The sequence below is a fragment of the Piezobacter thermophilus genome, assembly GCF_055386745.1.
In genome coordinates, this window is sequence record NZ_AP042380.1 from 477384 (window position 1) to 495017 (window position 17634).

Here is a 17634-nt window from a genome sequence, read left to right on the forward strand (position 1 = left end):
GATCATTATTGCAGCCCGGCGCCGGTTCCACCTAGAAACAGTAAAGCACAGGTCGGGTTCGAATCGCGCAAGGTTTTGTAAATAATTTGAAAATTCTTGAGGCCCGGAGGTTTTTCCGTTTCCGGTGCGTGGCGAAAATTGCCGAATATCCGGCTATTGGTTCCAAATCGAAAACAAACTGTTTTACCGGGAAGGAAAATCGTTTCTACAGAACCGTCCGTCGTCCCTTGACCGGCGGGGGTCCGCCGATCATCGGGCCTTTGCCCGACGGGTGGTTCGGGATGTCGTGTCCAACCGGGTTGCGCAACCGTTCCGCGTGGCCCAGAACCGCCCCCGCGCACAGCCAGGTGAACGGGATCAGCGTCGCGTTCAGCAGCATGTCCACCATGTTCGCTGCAAGAATGACTGCGACCGCGGCCGCATGGCGGGAAATGCCGGCGCCGTGCGCGACCCGGGCGCGCCGCGCGACCAGAAGGATGGGCAGGGCAAGCAGGCCCATCTCGGCCACGTAACCGGCCCAGCCCCAGGCGCCGAAGACGATGATCCAGCGCCCGTCCGGGATGGTCAGGCGCTGGCCGGTCTCGGCATCGTAGACGAGGTTCCGTCCCCAGCTTCCCCACCCGAACCACGGCCGTTCGGCCGCCCGCGCCAGAAGCAGATCCTCGTTGGTCCAGCGGTATTCCAGCGACTGCGCGCGCGACGGGTCGAAGTCGAGCGCCTGCTGCAGGATCTGCTCGGTCGGGATAAGGCCGCTGTTGCGCAGAACCGGATAGATCACTGCGACCACGGCAAGGAGAATCGCGACCCTGATCTGCATCCTTGGCGAGGCGAACAGGACCAGCGGCGCAAAGGCCACGGCGTAAAGCTGCGCGGCGAGGTTCTTGCTCAGGAACAGAACGCCGGCAAGCCAGATCATCGCCAGCAGATAGCGGCTGCGGGCGGGTTCGGGCGCGCTGCGGGTCATGGCCGCGGCGGCAAGGATGGTGGCGACCAGGAAGAATGCCAGCCACAGCGCATGGGGCAGGAACACGATGGGGCGGAAGCCGCCATCGCGTATCATCTGGGCAAAGCTGTGCTGGAAGAAGCCGTAGATCCAGGTGTTGAGCTGCGGGCTGAGGCGGATCTCGATCAGCGCGGGCACCGAGTAGGCAAGCCCGGCCACCACCAGCGCCACCAGGATCTCGCGCAGGCCGCGTTCGGTCGAAAGATATTGCCGGGCCAGAAGGAAGGGCAGCAGCACGATTGCCCGCTGTGCCACTACCGACAGAAGGTCGCGGATCGTCATTCCGGGTATCCCGTCGGTGCCGGGGTGCAGGGGGTCGGCGTTCGGCCCGTAGCGGAACAGGATCGGGTCGCCATTGGTCAGGACCGTCGGCACCACGCCCAGCACGAACAGCACGATCAGCGCCCGCCCGGCGGCCGATTCCGGCCACAGGCGCACCGGCTTCTTCATCACGGCCACGCAGATGAAGAATGCGCTCAGGCTGGCGATCGAGAACTTGTCGAGTTCCGGCACCAGCGGCAGGTCGAAACTGGCCCTGGGCGGCAGCAGCAGGTAGCCGCCGAGAATGCTCCAGATGATCGCGCGTTCCAGCGACAGGCGGCGGAACAGTACCACGCAGACCACGGGCCAGATCAGCAGCATCAGATAGGCGAAAGCGTTGGGCATCGGGTGCGGCTGCTCCGAAGGGTTGCTCGGGTCCAGTCTAGCCGCCGCGGCGGCCGCTGTCTCGCCCGTGCCGGGAATTTGCCGAAAACCGCGCTGCGGAGATGACCGTGGGGCAACGCCTCTGTCCCCGGTGCGTCCGGCTGTGGCGTCGGCCTTGACGGGGCCGGGCGGGGCGGGGAACCTGTCGGCCGGAGGGCACAGAGCACATGCGGTTCATCTTTCGCGGCGGGACGGTGGCGGTCAACATGCCCACCCGTGCGGCGCTGGAGGGCGAGATTCGCCGAAGGTTCCGCGCGGGCGAGGGCTTTGCTCTGGCCACGGTCAATCTGGACCATCTGGTGAAGATGACGGCCTCGGAAGATTTCGCCCGGGTCTATGCGGCCCAGGATCTGGTGGTTGCCGATGGTCGCCCGGTGGTTCTGCTGTCGCGGCTGGCCGGGCGCCTGGTAGAGTTGCTGCCGGGGTCCGACCTGGTGTTGCCGCTGTGCCGGCTGGCGGTGCAGGAGGGCATGCCGGTGGCGCTGGTCGGCAGCACGCAGGCGGCGCTGGAGGATGCGGCGCGGGTGCTTGCCGCGCAGGTGGAGGGGCTGCGCATCGTCCTGTGCATTGCCCCTTCGCGCGGCTTAGATCCCCAGGGGCCCGAGGCCGACGCGATCCTCGACCGGCTGCGCGAGGGGGGCGTGCGGCTGTGCTTTCTGGCCCTGGGCGCGCCCCGGCAGGAGACCCTGGCCCTGCGCGGGCGGGCGCGGGCACCGGCGGTGGGTTTTGCCTGTATCGGCGCGGGGCTCGACTTTCTGGGCGGGCATCAGCGCCGGGCGCCGCCGTGGATGCGCCGGGTCGGGCTGGAATGGCTGTGGCGGGCGCTGAGCGACCCGCTGCGGCTGGGGCCGCGCTATGCCAGGTGCTTCGCCATACTGCCGGGGCAGGTGGTGGCGGCCCTGCGCCAGCGCCGCCGGTGAAGGGCTACTTGTATTCGATCAACTCCGGGCGTTTGCCGCGCAGCCGCCTCCAGTGGAAGGACAGCACGCCAAGGGCCTCGGGAAATTTCGCCAGAGTGACGAAGAAGGCATATTCCCAGTCGCCCCGGCTGCCGCCATTGGCCAGGGCGATGCGGATCACCTGCACCGGCCAGGCCAGAAGCGCGAGCAGCGCCCAGGGCTGCAGCGGGGCTACAGCCAGGATCGTCAGGGGAAGGCCCGCCCCCCAGAACAGCGCGCGGCGGGTTTCGCGCAGCCAGTGCCGCTCGGGGCTGCGCCCGTGGCGGTGCGCGCCCTCGGCGAAGGCGTGGCCGGCGCGACGGGCGCGGGCCCACCACTGACTGACGCGGGTCATGTTCGCGTCATGCAGGGTCATCTCCGCGTCCAACCGCCAGATCTTCCAGCCCCTCGCGCGCAGGCGCAGGCACAGGTCGGGTTCCTCGCCGGCGATCAGCGCATCATCATACCCGCCCACCGCCTGCAGGGCGTCGAGCCGCATCAGCGCGTCGCCCCCGCAGGCGCGGGCCTCTCCGACCGGCGTATCCCATTCGCGGTCGCACAGGCGATTGTAGAGCGAGGCTTCGGGGTGGCGTTCGCGGCGTCGGCCGCAGGCGACCGCAACCTTCGGATTGTCGCGCAGAAAGGCCGCCGCCCGTTCGACCCAGCCCGTCGCCACGGTGCAGTCGCCATCCACCATCTGCACGAAATCGGCCCCGCCGCCGTAAAGTCGCGCCAGTCCGGCATTGCGCGCCCGCGCGGCGGTGAAGGGGCGGGACAGATCGAGCGCGACCACCTCGGCCCCGGCAGCGGCGGCGATGTCGGGGCTGCCGTCGGTGGACCCCGAATCGACATAGACCACCCGCCGCACCTGCCCCTCCAGCGAGGCCAGGCAGGCCGCAAGCCGCGCGCCTTCGTTGCGACCGATGACCACGGCATCGATGATGGGATCGGCCATGCCCGGCTCCTGCTTTCCGACGCCGCCAGCCTAGAGCATGTCGCTCAAAAGTGGGAACCGGTTTTGAGCTTCCCGGACATGCGATCACAAGGGGGCGGAGCATGTCGTGTGAATATGAATGAACGCGACATGCTTTCGAGCGTTGTGCAGGACCGGCAAAGGGTGCAAATCGATCGGCGCTGGCGTCGGGCGCCGCCGTTCTCCGCCGGACCGGCCGGGACATGGACAGGCCGTCGCACGCGGGGCATTATCCCTTCGCAAGAACACGGGATTTCGAATCATGCAGGGGATTTTCCCGGCGCTGATGCTGTCTCTGGCCATCGGTCTGCCGTCGTTTCTCGAAAGCTGTTCGTCCGAGAGAAGCGATATCGCGCTGGGCGTCCTGGCGCGGGAACGGGTGGTGCTGACCGCGACCGCCAGCGCCATCGTCACCGAGTTGCCGGTGCCCGAGGGAACGGAGGTGTCCAGGGGCGATGTTCTCGTGCGGCTCGACGATCGGATTGAACGGGCCAATCTTCAGCTCGCCCGCGCGGAGCTGGCCAGTGCGCTGGCCAATCTCGAAAAGCTCAAGGCCGGCGCGCGGCAGGAGGAAATCGCCATTGCCGAGGCCCGCGTGGCCGGGGCGCGGGCGGCCTTGCAGGAGGCGCAGGCCACTTTCGAACGCGACCTTGCGCTGGCGCGGAGCAACGCGCGCTCGCAGGCCAGCGTCGACAGCGCCCGCGCCCGGCGCGATGCCGCCCGGGCCGAACTGCGCAGCGCCGAAGAAGCCCTGCGCGAGCTGAGGAACGGGGCCCGCCCCGAGGAAATCCGCATGGCCAAGGCGGCCGTCGCTTCGGCGCTGGCACGGGTCAATGTGGCCCGGCTGCGTCTGGACGACCTGTCGATCCGGGCTTCGCGCGACGGGGTTCTCGACAGCCTGCCATGGAACCTGGGCGAGCGCGTCTCCGCCGGCAGCCCGGTGGCCGTGCTCCTGACGGGGGATGCACCCTTCGCCCGGGTCTACGTGCCGGAACCGGCGCGGGTGAGGGTCGCCTCTGGCGACGAAGTGACGGTGCGGGTGGACGGGCTCGAGACGCCCTTGCGCGGCACGGTGCGCTGGATCAGCGCCGATCCCGCCTTCACGCCCTATTACGCGCTCAATCAGGAGGATCGCAGCCGGTTGATGTACCTGGCCGAAATCGACCTGCCCGAATCGGCAGCCGACCTGCCGGTGGGGGTGCCCGTGCAGGTGGACATGCCTTGACCGAAACCGTCGTCAGGACATCGGGCCTCACGCGTCGGTTCGGCGACAAGATGGCCGTGGACGCGGTCGATCTGCGCATCGATCGCGGCACGATCTACGGCTTCCTCGGCCCCAATGGCAGCGGCAAGACGACCTTGATGCGGATGCTGACCGGCATTCTGCGGCCTTCCGCGGGCGAGGCCGAGGTGCTGGGCGTGCGGCTTCCCGGCAATGCCGAGCCGCTCAAGCGGCAGATCGGTTACATGACCCAGATCTTTTCCCACTACCGGGATCTCACGGTGCTCGAGAACCTGCGCTTTGCGGCGGATGTCTACGGCCTCACCCGGCACGAGCGGCGCCTGCGCATCGACGAGCTGCTTCAGATCTACGACCTCACCGAGCAGGCAAAGCAGATGGCCGGCAGCCTGAGCGGAGGGCAACGGCAGCGGCTGGCATTGGCGGCGGCGGTTCTGCACCGGCCGCGGCTGCTTTTTCTCGACGAACCGACCTCGGCGGTGGATCCGGAATCGCGCCGCGCCTTCTGGGAGCAGCTTTTCGACCTCGTGGACGATGGCGCGACGATCATCGTTTCCACCCATTTCATGGACGAGGCCGAACGCTGTCACCGCATTGCCATTCTGGACCGCGGCCACAAGCGGGCGGACGGAGCGCCGCCGGAGCTGATGGCGGCGCTCGACGCCAATGTGGTGGAAGTCGAGGGCGCCAACCTGCGGCAGGTGAAACGGGCGCTGGACGGGCAGGCGGGGATCCTGTCGACCGCCCAGATCGGCGAAAGGCTGCGGGTCCTCGTGGACAAGGCGATGGCCGATCCGGCGGGGCATGTGCGGCAGGCCGCGGCCCTGGGCAGTTCCGTTTCATGCGCGGTGGTGCGCCCGAATCTCGAAGACGTGTTCGTCTCGGCGACCCGGAGGGCGGCGGCATGAAATCACTGCGGCGTATCCTAGCGATCCTGCGCAAGGAACTGGTCCAGCTGCGGCGCGACCGCACCACCTTTGCCATGGTCGTGATGATCCCGTTCATCCAGCTCATCCTGTTCGGCTATGCGATCAACACCAACCTGCGCCACGTCCCCGTCGCCGTCGTCGATCAGAGCCGGACCGGGCTGAGCCGGGCCCTGATCCAGATGGTCGAGGCAACCCAGGTCGTGGACGTGACGATGCGCCTTGCCACGGTGGCCGAGGCGAAGCGGGCGCTTGTGGCTTCGGACGTGCGGGCGGTCCTGATCCTGCCCCCCGACCTGCCCGCCCGGGTGGCCCGCAGCCCGGCCCTGGGGCTGGCGCCGCCCGCCGCCTCCTCCAACGGCACCAGCGGCCGCCCCGTCGGGCAGTGGCTGGTGGACAGCTCCGACACCATGGTGGCCGGCGCCATCAAGAGCCTGCGCAACATGCCGCTGTCCGAACTGTTCCGGCAGACCGCCAACCGGGCGGTTCCGACCTTCGAAGTGGCGCTGCTCTACAATCCCGAACAGCGGACCGAGGTGAACATCGTTCCAGGTCTGGTCGGGGTGATCCTGACCATGACCATGATCATGTTCACTTCGGCCGCCATCGTGCGGGAAAGCGAGCGCGGCAACATGGAAATGCTCATCAACACCCCGGTCAGACCCTTCGAGCTCATGCTGGGCAAGATCGTGCCCTATGTCGGGATCGGCCTGCTGCAGACGGCAATCATTCTCGGGCTCGGATACCTCATCTTCGACGTTCCGGTTAACGGCAGCCTGTGGGTGCTGCTGGCGATCACGCTGCTGTTCATCCTTGCCAGCCTGTCGCTGGGTCTGGTGTTCTCGACCCTTGCGAAAAGCCAGCTTCAGGCCATGCAGATGACGGTGTTCGTGCTGCTGCCGTCGATTCTGCTGTCGGGCTTCATGTTTCCCTTCGACGGGATGCCCGGACCGGCGCAGGCCATCGCCCGGATTCTGCCGGCCACGCATTTCATCTCGATGATCCGGGGCGTCGTCCTGCGCGATGCGGGCCTGGCCGAACTTGCCGGCGGCATGATCTGGCTGGCGGGGTTTTCCTTGATCGGCCTTGCCGTCGCCTCGCTGCGGTTTCGCAAGCGGCTCGACTGAGGGGCGGGCTTGCCCGGTTGCCGCAGGCGTGGCATGAACATCGCCGGGGGCTGACCGTCGAGGCGCGGAGCGGTCGAGCCGCGCCCGGAGCAGAACGGAAGGTCGGGCAGGATGAAGGGCTCCTGGAGCGATTTCTTCGCGGCGCTGCGCGCGCGTGAATCGGGTGGCAACTATCAGGCCGTCAACGCCTTCGGCTATCTCGGCGCCTACCAGTTCGGCGAGGCCGCGCTGATCGACTTGGGCTATTACACCGCCGACGGCACCACCGCGAACGACTGGAACCCGGCGAGCTTCACCGGCAAGGACGGGATCCGCTCGGCCGCCGATTTCCTCAATGCCCCGACGGTGCAGGACATGGCGGCCGAGGCCTGGTTTTCGCTGCTGTGGAGCCGCATCCGCTTCTTCGACCTGGAATTCTACGCGGGCCAGGTGATCAACGGGGTGAAGCTGACGAAAACCGGCATGATCGCGGCGGTACACCTCAAGGGGATCGGGACCGAGGCCCATCCGGGGCTGCGCCAGTTCATCCTTTCCGGCGGGCAGGTGGACGGGCAGGATGCGCTGAACACCTCGCTTTCGGAATATCTGAAGCTGTTTGCGGGCTATGCGGCCCCTGCCTCCTTCGTGGACAATCACGACCGCGACAACGTGATCGCCGGCGGGCCGGGGCGCGATGTGCTGCGCGGGTTTGGAGGCGACGATGTGCTTGCCGGGATGGGTGCGCGCGACCGGCTGCGGGGCGGGGCGGGCAACGACACGCTGTCGGGCGGCGGCGGCGCGGACCGGCTGTCGGGCGGCGCTGGGGCCGATTCGCTGAGCGGCGGGCCAGGGCACGATGTTCTCGACGGAGGGCGCGGGCGCGACGTGTTGGCCGGCGGGCGCGGGGACGATACCCTTTCGGGGGCGGGCGGGGCCGACCGGATCGATGCCATGGCCGGCCGCGACAGCCTCTTCGGCGGGGCCGGGGCCGACAGCCTTGCCGGGGGCGCCGGCGCCGACACGCTTTTGGGCGAGGGAGGCCGGGACCTGCTGGATGGCGGCAGGGGGGCCGACCTGATGATCGGCGGCGCCGGCAACGACGTCTTCATCTTCGACAATTACGGCGACCGCGTCGTGGAAACCGCGCGGGGCGGGGGCGATGATACCGTGATCGTGACCGCTCCGGTGACGCTGGATGCCCGCCATGTGGAGACGGTCAGGCTGGCCCCCGGCACCGGCGCTGCAGTTATCGCCGCCCCCGATCTGGAGCGGCTCGAGATGACGGCCGGCGATGAATCCGTCACCCTGCGCATGGCGCGACTGCCCGAGGCGCGGCTGGCGGTACCGGGGGTGGATGTCACGGTGACAAGCGGCGGCGGGGCCGACCGGATCGCGATTTCGGGGCCGTTTCCGTGGAAACGCGTCGCGGCGGATGCGGCACCCGAGTTCACCTTCGCCTTCCCCGACATTGCGGCCGATGACGAGATCGACCTGTCCGGCAACGGCATCGACGGGATCGTGACCGGCAACCTCGACCTTGGCACCGGGTTTTCGGGCGTTTACCTGATCGCCCCCGGCGGCTCGGTCACCGGCAATTCCGGCGCCGACCGGATCACCAACAGCTCGTCCAACGCCTGGATGGCGACCGAGATTTCCGCCGCCGGCGATTTCGTCCTCATGTTCGAGGGGCCGTTGAGCGCCGACAATTTCCTGCTGTGACGTCGCCCGCAGGGGGAGGCCTCAGTAGTCGCGCTCGAAAAAGACGCCGATCCCGGTGTTGCCGGAATTGTCCACGGTGCCTTTCAGAGTGACCGAATCGGAAACGTCGAGATTGAGGTTCAACTCGGTCTCGCCCTTGGTGTTCACCGTGAAGTCGGTATAGACGTTGCGGGCGATATAGCCCCCGGACAGAAGGCGCGCCAGCCCGCTGCCGCCGCCCTCCCCGCCGGTGACGGCCTTGCCGGCGGTGTCTGCAAGGCTCTCGCCGGTGCTCATCCGCGCCAGCGAAGCTGCCATCTGCGCGATCACCAGAGGCGAAAGTTCCGACATGCGGTTGCCGAACAGGAGCATGGCCAGCGCCTCTTCCGCCGGGCGTTCGGGTTCGGCGAAGACGTCGATTTCGGGGGCGTTCAGCGGGCCGGCGATGCGGAACGTGGCCTGGCCCTCGGATGTAGAGGCTGTGGTTTCGAAATCGACATATGGCTGCAGGTTCCCCTGCAGGGAAATGATCCCCTTGGTCAGCTTGACCTTGCGCCCGACAAGGTCGATCGCGCCGCGCTTGAGCGTGATCTGGCCGGATGGAACCACCGCAGCGGTCGTGCCGCGCAGGGTCATGTTCCCGCCCATCTCGGCTGTCAGCCCGAAACCGTGGACAAAGACCCGGTCCCGGGCCGCAAGGCGCAGATCCAGCGAGATGACCGGGGTGTTGCCCTGCTTTTCCTCGGCGATCAGCCCGGCGCGGCGTCGGGTTGCCCGCACCGGGGCGGATTCGCCTTCGTGCAGAAGTGGCGGGATCGGAGGCGCGCCGATTGCGCCCGAGACGCGATTGAGGTTGATGTCGGTTTCCCCGAAAACCACCTGCCCCGACAGGGCGCCATTGCCGGTCAGAGGCCCGGCGAAGACGATCTGCCCGCTGGCCGAGCTGGTCACGCCGAGATTGTCGGTCAGGCCCAGTTCGGCAAGCTCCAGCACCAGGCGGCTGTCGAAGGGCGGACGAAGCCCGATCGGCCCGCTCAGGCGGAAACTGCCCCCCGCGCCCAGCGTGCCGGTCGTGATCACGATGGCGCGGCTGCCCGAGATGGTCACGGTCGCGGACATGTCCCGCACCCTTTGCAGCAGCGCGGGCACCGCCAGCGTGGCGTCGGCAACGGTGATCTCGCCGCTCAGCCCGTCCAGCGACGGCGTGCCGGCAAGGCGAAGATCGAAACGGGCCAAGCCCTCCAGCGTGTTGGGCGAGATGAACAGGTTGAGAAGATCGAGCCGCGCCTGCCCCGTGGCCGAAAGGTCGGTTTGGCCCGTCACCTCGTCCAGCGTTCCCTCCACCTTCGCGGAAATTCCGGCCGGGCCGGCCGCATCGGCAAGGACGGTCCATTTCCCGCCTGGCGCGCGCGTGGCCGCCCCCCCGGCCTTCAGCGTGCCGGTCAGGTTGGGGATGAACCGTTCCAGCCGGGCCAGCTCGGCCCGGAAATCCACCTTGCCCGTGCCGTCTTCGCCGACCAACCCGGTCAGCTCGGCAAAGGACTGGTGCGGACCGTCAAGCCGGACCCTGCCATCCCACATCGGCCCCGACTGGCGCATCTTGCCGACCAGGGTGAGCGGCCCCCTGTCCCCTTCGACCAGCAGCGCCAGATCCGCCAGACGGGCGTCGAAGGTCAGGGCGCTTGCGCCGCTCTGCAACCTGCCTTGGGCATTGGCCGAAAGGGCGCTGCCTTGCAGCGAAAAGGCCCGGATCGTCACCCCTTCGGGCCCGCGCGCGGCATCCAGCGTCAGAACGGTTTCCCCCCCGATCAGCGCATCGAGCCTTTCGATGCCTGCGGTCAGGTCGCGGGCGCGGGCCTCGGCCCGGATGTCGAAGGCGCCGCTCATCACGGTGGCGGTGCCGCGCACGCCGATGGAGGCCGCCCCGCCCAGCGGCCGCCCCGCCAGCGCCGAGAACCGGGCCAGATCATCCGCCGCGACCCGGGCCTTGCCCTGCACCGCGAAGCCGCTGCCAAACCCGCCCAGGCGCCCGTCGATCTCGGCGCTGTAGCCGGCGCCGCTCAGCGCCATGCCCGACAGCCGGAGCGCGCCGTCCCCGGTCACGGCAAAGCCGCCGGCAAGCGCCACTTCGTCCCCCGCGGCTGCGGCCAGGGCCTCGTCCGCAAAGCCCATGCCCGACAGCGCGGCGGTGATCTGCCCCTTCAGGACATTCCCCTTCCCCGGCGCGACCGGGCCGGAGGCCGAAATCCGCGCCTGCTGCACCAACAGGGCGGCGGTTTTCAGCCTTTCGGCGTTCAGATCGAGCGTCCATCCCCGCCCCGCCGCCAGGTCGTAATCCAGCGCGAAGCGGGCCGAGGCGACCGCCGTTCGGGCGCCGGAGACCGGCAGGATCACCTCGTCGCCGCGCGCCGGCAGGATGGAGCCGGTGGCCGTGACGGTTTCGACGGTGCCGGCGGCGTTCATCGCGAAACGGCCCGCAAGGCGCAGCGCATCCGAACGCAGCGCAAACCGGCTGACCTCCAGGCGGCCGGTGGCCTTCTGCACCCCGGTCAGGCCGAACCGTGCGTCGGTGCCGAAGAAGTCCCGGTACGCTTCGGGCAGAAGCGGGGTGAGGTCGCCGCCCAGATCGGCGGCAAAGGCAATGTCCTGCCCGACCGCATCCGCCGATTGCAGTCGCACCTGCCCGGAGAGGCGCGTCTCGCCTCCGCTGGCCAGCGCGACAAGGGCGGTGAAATCGTTGACCGGCCCTTCGCCCCGGGCGGTCAGGTTCAGCGGCGGCCGCCCCGGCAGCTTCAGCGCCGCCGAGATCAGACCGCCCGGACCCTCGCTTACGGTCAGGTCCAGCGCGATCTGCCGCGTGGCGTTGTCGAACCGCGCGGACAGGCGGATCGCGTCGCTGGCGCGGTCGAGCCGGGCAATCACAAGGCGTGTGTCCAGTGCCCCATCGGCAAGGGAAAGCCGGCCATCCACCTCCAGCTCGGCAGGAATGCCCAGCACCGGCTCGCCCAGTATCAGCCGGCTGACGCGCAATTGCCCCAGTTCGATGGCCACCGGCAGTTCCGGCACCCGCAGCGGCGCGGTTTCGGGGGACGGCAGCCCGGTCGGGGTGGTGGTCGTTCCCGGCCGCCGGGCGATGACGATTTCCTCGGCCGAGAGCGTATTGACCGAAAACCGCCCGTTCAGCAGGGCAAGCCGGTTCCAGTCCAGCACCGCGCCCCGCATGGTCAGCCAGATGCCGTCATCGTCCGAAACGGTCAGCTCTTCGATCGTCGCCCGCGAACTCAGCGCCCCCTGCAGCCCCTTCACCTTCACCGTCCGGCTGTCTCCCGACAGGGTATCTTCGAGAAAGCCGACCAGCAGGCCGCGCGACTCGTCCCCCCCGGCGCGAAGCGGCGCGGACAGCCCGAGAAGAAGCAGCAGGGCATATGCGAGATAGCGCGTCAAAAGGCCTGTCCGATCCCCAGATAGAATTGCATCCTGCTCCCGGTCGCGCCGTTCACGGGCCAGCCCAGGTCGAAGCGCACCGGTCCCAGCCCGCCCAGATCAAAGCGCAGCCCGAACCCGGCGCCGGCGTGGCTGGCCGAGCGGCCGCTGGTCAGGGAACTGCTGTCCACCGCCCCGAAATCGTAGAACCCTACCAGAGACAGCTTGTCGGTGACCTTGCTGCGGATTTCGGCGGACAGGCCCAGGAAGGCGCGCCCGCCCGATACCCGCGCCCCCACGGGAATGCCCAGCGATTCATAGGGCTGGCCGCGCACCGTGCCGGAGCCGCCCGAGAAGAACAGAAGATCGGGAGAAACCTCGGACAGTGCCGGCCCGATCACCGAACCAAGCTGCACCCGCCCGGCCAGAACGAAACGCCCGGTGCCCGGCGGGCTCCAGTAGCCGCGCCCGTCAACCCTCAGCTGACCGCCCGATCTCGTGCCGCCGAGGCCCGCGAAGGGGATCAGGCGGGCATCGAGGAAGAGGCCGCCCTGCGGGTCTGCCCTGTTGTCGCGCCGGTCCCACTCGACACGCACCGGCAGGATTGCATAGCGGAATTCGCGGTTGATGCCGAAGGCATCGTCAGAGCGCGATCCGGCGCCAGCGATGAAGATTTCTCCGAACAGGTTGCGCGAAAACGTGCGGCGGACGCCGAGGCCGGCAAGCCCGGTGAGCACGTCGTAGTGGGTGCGGTTGCGCCGTTCCACATCTGCGCGATAGAACATGCTGTCGTCGGGGCCGAACCGGTCCGGACGATCCAGCCGCAAGGCGATGCGGCCATCGACTGCCTCGGTCCCCCCGATATTGCGCAGGCGGGTTTCGAACTGAAGCCGCTCGGCGCCGCCGAACAGGTTGCGATGCAGCCAGCGAAAGCTCAGATCCACCCCCGTGCGCGACGAGATTTCGCCACCCAGCGCAAGTCGCCGGGGCGGCATGTCTTCGACCGTCGCGGTGAAGTCCAGCGTGCCATCCGGGTTTGGCGTCTCGGCCTCGCGGATCGAGACCGAGGAAAACGTCCCCGTTCGCCGCAACCGCGTGGCCGCGCGCTGAAGCTTCTCGGGGTCGTAGACCTCGCCGGTCGGAAAGCCGGCGATCCGGTAGATCGATTCGGTGCGCACCGATGACGTGCCGGCAAGGTTCAGCCTGCCAAAACGCAGCCTCGGTCCCGGCGCGATGGTGAAGCGGGCATCCAGCTCTGCCCGAGCGTGGCGCACGACCAGCTGCTGATCGGCAACGCGTGCCTTGGGGTGGCCGGCTTCGCGCCAGCCCCGCACCCCCGCGATGGCGGTTTCCTCCAGTACGCCGGTCGAGGCCGGCCGGCCCGGGGCAAAGTCCTCGGGCAGTTCGGTTCCCGGCGCGAGAGGCGCGATCTCGGTGCGGCCGAAACGGAAGGGCCGGCCGGGGGCCACGGTGATTTGGATGCGGTCGATGCGCCTGGGAAGGTTCAGCGGGTCGAGGTCGGCCGCTTCGCGCCCGTCCACGAGGATGCGAATGACCGGGCTGAAATAGCCCTGGCCGTAAAGCACCTGAATCAGCGTGCGGTAGTCGGACAGGGCGGCGGCCAGGACTTCCTGCGCGTTGTCCAGTCCGCGTGCCTCGATGGCCATGACCGCCGAGGCCGAGCGAAGCCGCTCGCGCAGATCGTCCGGGGCGCCGGGTGCGACGAATACCGTCTCCAGAGCCGCCACCGGCCCGCCCGCCAGCAGCGCGCAGACCACGGCCAAAGCCCGCAGGGCAGATCTGCTCTGGCCAGATTTCGGCATGGCGGATCCCGAATGGCGTCGGTTGGACGGGCGGTCGGAACAATCCCGTGGCGTCAGCGAAAATCTTGCACAGAGCCGGGGAAAACGAAAGCCGATTCGACCCTTGCCGCATTGGCGGCGTTGCCGGTTTCCGGCCCGCCGTCAGCCGCCTGCAGAGTCGATCCATCGCCGGATGGCGGCGCGCTCGATCGGTTCCATGAAGGTGATGTTGGCTGGCGGCATGGCATCGGTGATCCCGGCCTGAAGAAGGATCGCCCGGGCGTTGCGCGCGATGTCGGCCGGGGTGTCGAAGACCACGCCGCGCGGGGCACGTGCGATGCCGTCCCAGGCCGGTTCGCGCGAATGGCACATGGCGCAGCGGGACTGGATTACCTCCTGTGCGGCTTCGAACCCCGCGGCGGCGACCAGCCTGGCCTCGGCCGGTGTCATCGGGCGGGCCTCGGCCTCTTCGATCGTTTCGCCGCCGCGCAGCGTGGACAGCCAGATGACGGCCGCAAACAGCAGCGCGGTTGCCACCCATGTCCACCACGGGCTGCCGGCGCGGGCGTGGCGGGTGTTGAACCAGTGCCGGATCGTCACCCCCATCAGGAAGACCAGTGCAGCGATCACCCAGTTGAAGGGCGAGGCGAAGGCCAGCGGGTAGTGGTTCGACAGCATCAGGAACACCACCGGCAAGGTCAGGTAGTTGTTGTGGGTCGAGCGCAGCTTGGCGATGCGGCCGTATTTCGGATCGGGGGCGCGCCCTGCGATCAGGTCGGCCACCACGATCTTCTGGTTGGGGATGATGACGAAGAAGACATTGGCCGTCATGATGGTGGCGGTAAACGCCCCCAGATGCAGCATCACCGCGCGGCCGGTGAACAGCTGGTCGTAGCCCCAGCCCATGGTCACCAGCAGCACGAACAGCAGCACCATCAGCGCCGTCGGCCGCTCGGCCAGGCCCGATCGGCACAGCAGGTCATAGATGATCCACCCCACCGTCAGCGAGGCGGCGGAAATGGCGATGCCCTGCCACAGCGCCAGATCGGCCTTGGCCGGATCGATGAGATAGAGCTCTCCCCCCAGCCAGTAGAGGATTGCCATGAGCGCCGCGCCCGAAAGCCAGGTGGCGTAGCTTTCCCATTTGAACCAGGTCAGGTGCTCGGGCATGCGTTCGGGCGCCACCAGGAACTTGCGGATCTGGTAGAACCCGCCGCCATGCACCTGCCATTCCTCGCCATGGGCGCCGGGCGGCAGGTCGGGCGCCTTGCGCAGGCCCAGATCCAGCGCGATGAAATAGAAGGACGAGCCGATCCACGCAATCGCCGTGACCACATGCAGCCAGCGGACCGCGAACGCGGCCCAGTCCCAGAAAATGACGGAATCGATCATCGGTGCAGCTTCCCTCGCGGTGGTGCGGTCAGGCTAGGCAAAGCGGCAATTCTTCGGTATTGCCAGATATTGCCAAGCTGTATCAAAAATCCCGGAACAATGTCCTATCTCGACAACATCCGCACCTTTGTCCGCGTCTACGAGCTGGGCAGCATGTCCGCGGCCGGGCGCGATCTGCGGATTTCTCCGGCGGTGACCTCGGCGCGGATTTCGCAGCTTGAGGATCATCTTGGCGTGCGCCTGTTCCAGAGGACCACGCGCAACCTTTCCCCGACCGAGCAGGGCCGGGCCTTTTACGGCGGCGCGGTCAAGGTGCTCGAGGCCGTGGATGCGGCCGAGGCGCGGGTCATGGACCTGACCGAGAACCCGCGGGGCACGCTGTTCGTGGCCGCTCCGCTGGGGCTGGGGCGGCGGCTGCTGGCGCCGGAGGTGCCTGATTTCCTTGACCGTTACCCCGAGATCAAGCTGCGGCTTCGCCTGACCGACCGCAATGTGGACGTGCCGCGCGAGGGGCTGGATCTGGCATTTTTCCTGGGCCAGCCGCAGGACAGCACGCTGCGCATCCGCAAGATCGCCGATTGCCGCCGCGTCCTGTGCGCGGCGCCCGCCTATGTGGCGCGGCATGGGATGCCGCGGAGCGGAGACGATCTGGTGCGCGACGGTCATGAGTGCCTGAACCTGCGCTATCCGGGGGCGGCCGAGTTCCGCTGGCGCCTGATGACGCCCGACGGGCCGCGGAAATTCCACGTCTCGGGGCGTTACGAATGCGACGATGGCGATGTGCTGACCGGATGGGCGCTGGCGGGGCGGGGGATTGCGCTCAAACCGTTGTTCGAGGTGGCCGATCACCTTGCCGCCGGCCGGCTGGTGCCGGTGGCGGTGGACACCCCGCCCGAGCCGGTGCAGATGGCCTGCCTGTTCACCCATCGCCGGCACCAGGACCCCAAGACGCGGCTGTTCATGGATTTCATCTGCGCCCGCCTTGGCGCGGTGGTGAAGGCGGCCGAGGCCAGGGTTGCCGAACGGGTCTGAAGCGCATTTGCCAGGCGCGTGGAAGATGGCCGGGTCCGGCCATGCCGCGCCGGGTCGCGTTCGCGCTCGGCCGGGCGAGGGGCTCTGCCCCTCGTGCTCCCCGGGATATTTGCGGCCAGAAAAAGCCCGGTCTCCTGCCCTAGCCGAACCGGTAGTTCGAGGCGGTCACCCCGCCGAACAGGTCGGTGTCGTGATAGGTTCGCGTGGCCGGCTCGGACTCGGCCGCGCCCAGGGCGACGAACAGGGGCACAAGGTGATCTTCCTGCGGGTGGCAGGTGCGGGCATGGGGCGCCTGTTCCCAGGCAAGGACTGCCTCCAGCCGCTCTTGCGGCGGCAGCGCCATCGCCGTGGCCAGCCAGTCGTCGAAGGCGGCGGAGGGCTTGCGCGCTTCGGGGCCCATCATGCGCAGGTTGTGATAGCTCAGCCCCGACCCGACGATCAGCACGCCTTCGTCGCGCAGCGGCGCCAGCGCCCGGCCCAGATCCACATGCGCCTGCGGGTCGTAGTCGCGGCGGATCGAGACCTGGAAAATCGGTACATCGGCCTGTGGATACATGACGTAAAGCGGCGCAAAGGTGCCGTGGTCGAACCCCCGTTCGTCATCCAGGCGCAGATTCAGCCCGGCCTGCGCGGCAAGATCGGCGGTCCGCTCGGCCAACTCCGGGGCGCCGGGTGCGGGATAGACGATTTCGTAGGTTTCGGACGGAAAGCCGTAATAGTCATAGACCATCGGCGGCCGTGCCGCGTGCATCACGGCGAAATCATCGGTTTCCCAATGGCCCGAAACCACCAGCACGGCCCTGGGCGTGCAGCCGATCTGTTCCGGCATCTTCCGCAGCGAGGTTTCGAGATTTGCCAGCTGACGCCGCAGCCCCGGCAACCACGGCCACGGGCCGCCGCCATGGGAAATGAACCAGGTGGGCAGTCTGTCGGTCATGTGATCTCCTCCGCGCGGTCGTTGTGTCTGCCTTCAATCTGGCAGTTTGCGGCGGCCGATCACAGGCGTATCCGCGAACAGACCCTGTGCGCAGCGGCTCAGCTGCCCCGGTAGGTGGAATAGCCGAAGGGGGAAAGCAGCAGCGGCACATGGTAATGCGCCGCCTGCGCCATGCCGAAACGGATCGGGATCAGGTCGAGGAACCGCGGCTGCTGCGGCGGCGTGCCGGTCGCGTCCAGCCAGGCCCCGGCGTGGAACAGCAGCTCGTAGACGCCGATCACGAATTCATGGGCGGGCAGGATCGGCGCGTCGGTGCGGCCGTCGGCGTTGGTGGTGACGGACCGCAGGTGGTGGCGGGCGTCCCCGTCGATGCGGAACAGGTCGATCCGCAGCCCCTGCGCGGGGCAGCCGCGCGCGGTGTCCAGAACATGCGTTGTCAGAAAGCCACTCATCTCTTGC

Annotated in this window: 13 protein-coding genes; 6 read left to right on the plus strand and 7 right to left on the minus strand. The window is 68.2% G+C overall.

All coding sequences use genetic code 11. The features are described 5' to 3' along the window. Positions 1–205: 205 nt before the first annotated feature. Positions 206–1669 carry a hypothetical protein gene (locus ACZ5CM_RS02240; protein ID WP_464640879.1) on the minus strand — a complete coding sequence of 488 codons (1464 nt, stop codon included), beginning with the start codon at positions 1667–1669 and terminating at the stop codon, positions 206–208. A 206-nt stretch (positions 1670–1875) separates the two neighbouring features. On the opposite strand from ACZ5CM_RS02240, the gene ACZ5CM_RS02245 reads away from it, so the two are divergent. Next, on the plus strand, positions 1876–2628 hold the full coding sequence (locus tag ACZ5CM_RS02245; protein ID WP_464640880.1) for a WecB/TagA/CpsF family glycosyltransferase: 753 nt from the start codon (positions 1876–1878) through the stop codon (positions 2626–2628). Positions 2629–2632: 4 nt separating this feature from the next. Here ACZ5CM_RS02245 and ACZ5CM_RS02250 read toward each other — a convergent pair whose 3' ends face one another. Then, positions 2633–3601, minus strand: coding sequence for a glycosyltransferase family 2 protein (locus ACZ5CM_RS02250; protein WP_464640882.1), 969 nt, complete (start codon positions 3599–3601; stop codon positions 2633–2635). Positions 3602–3881: 280 nt separating this feature from the next. On the opposite strand from ACZ5CM_RS02250, the gene ACZ5CM_RS02255 reads away from it, so the two are divergent. From ACZ5CM_RS02255 to ACZ5CM_RS02270, 4 genes are all read left to right on the plus strand, one after another. Further along, entirely contained in the window at positions 3882–4844 is a 963-nt protein-coding gene (locus ACZ5CM_RS02255; RefSeq protein ID WP_464640883.1) for an HlyD family secretion protein, read from the plus strand. Continuing rightward, entirely contained in the window at positions 4841–5767 is a 927-nt protein-coding gene (locus ACZ5CM_RS02260) for an ABC transporter ATP-binding protein (RefSeq protein WP_464640884.1), read from the plus strand. The genes ACZ5CM_RS02255 and ACZ5CM_RS02260 overlap by 4 nt, the downstream gene beginning before the upstream one ends. After that, complete coding sequence (locus tag ACZ5CM_RS02265; RefSeq protein ID WP_464640886.1) at positions 5764–6912, plus strand: ABC transporter permease; 1149 nt, start codon at positions 5764–5766, stop codon at positions 6910–6912. The genes ACZ5CM_RS02260 and ACZ5CM_RS02265 overlap by 4 nt, the downstream gene beginning before the upstream one ends. 111 nt (positions 6913–7023) lie before the next feature. Next, complete coding sequence (locus ACZ5CM_RS02270; RefSeq protein WP_464640888.1) at positions 7024–8610, plus strand: calcium-binding protein; 1587 nt, start codon at positions 7024–7026, stop codon at positions 8608–8610. 21 nt (positions 8611–8631) lie between these two features. Here ACZ5CM_RS02270 and ACZ5CM_RS02275 read toward each other — a convergent pair whose 3' ends face one another. The 3 genes from ACZ5CM_RS02275 to ACZ5CM_RS02285 all read right to left on the minus strand — a co-directional run bounded on the left by ACZ5CM_RS02275 (position 8632) and on the right by ACZ5CM_RS02285 (position 15206). Then, positions 8632–12033, minus strand: a complete 3402-nt coding sequence (locus ACZ5CM_RS02275; protein WP_464640890.1) for a translocation/assembly module TamB domain-containing protein — start codon at positions 12031–12033, stop codon at positions 8632–8634. After that, positions 12030–13835 (minus strand): autotransporter assembly complex protein TamA, encoded by a 1806-nt coding sequence (locus tag ACZ5CM_RS02280; RefSeq protein ID WP_464640892.1) that lies wholly within the window; start codon positions 13833–13835, stop codon positions 12030–12032. The genes ACZ5CM_RS02275 and ACZ5CM_RS02280 overlap by 4 nt, the downstream gene beginning before the upstream one ends. A 141-nt stretch (positions 13836–13976) precedes the next feature. Further along, positions 13977–15206 carry a urate hydroxylase PuuD gene (locus ACZ5CM_RS02285; protein ID WP_464640894.1) on the minus strand — a complete coding sequence of 410 codons (1230 nt, stop codon included), beginning with the start codon at positions 15204–15206 and terminating at the stop codon, positions 13977–13979. A 99-nt stretch (positions 15207–15305) separates the two neighbouring features. Between ACZ5CM_RS02285 and ACZ5CM_RS02290 the strand changes: the two genes are divergently transcribed. After that, positions 15306–16238 (plus strand): LysR family transcriptional regulator, encoded by a 933-nt coding sequence (locus ACZ5CM_RS02290; RefSeq protein ID WP_464640895.1) that lies wholly within the window; start codon positions 15306–15308, stop codon positions 16236–16238. A 139-nt stretch (positions 16239–16377) separates the two neighbouring features. Here the strand turns inward: ACZ5CM_RS02290 and ACZ5CM_RS02295 are convergent, their stop codons facing one another. Continuing rightward, complete coding sequence (locus ACZ5CM_RS02295; protein ID WP_464640897.1) at positions 16378–17175, minus strand: DODA-type extradiol aromatic ring-opening family dioxygenase; 798 nt, start codon at positions 17173–17175, stop codon at positions 16378–16380. Positions 17176–17273: 98 nt separating this feature from the next. Beyond that, on the minus strand, positions 17274–17627 hold the full coding sequence (uraH, locus tag ACZ5CM_RS02300; protein ID WP_464640899.1) for a hydroxyisourate hydrolase: 354 nt from the start codon (positions 17625–17627) through the stop codon (positions 17274–17276). Positions 17628–17634: the final 7 nt, after the last annotated feature.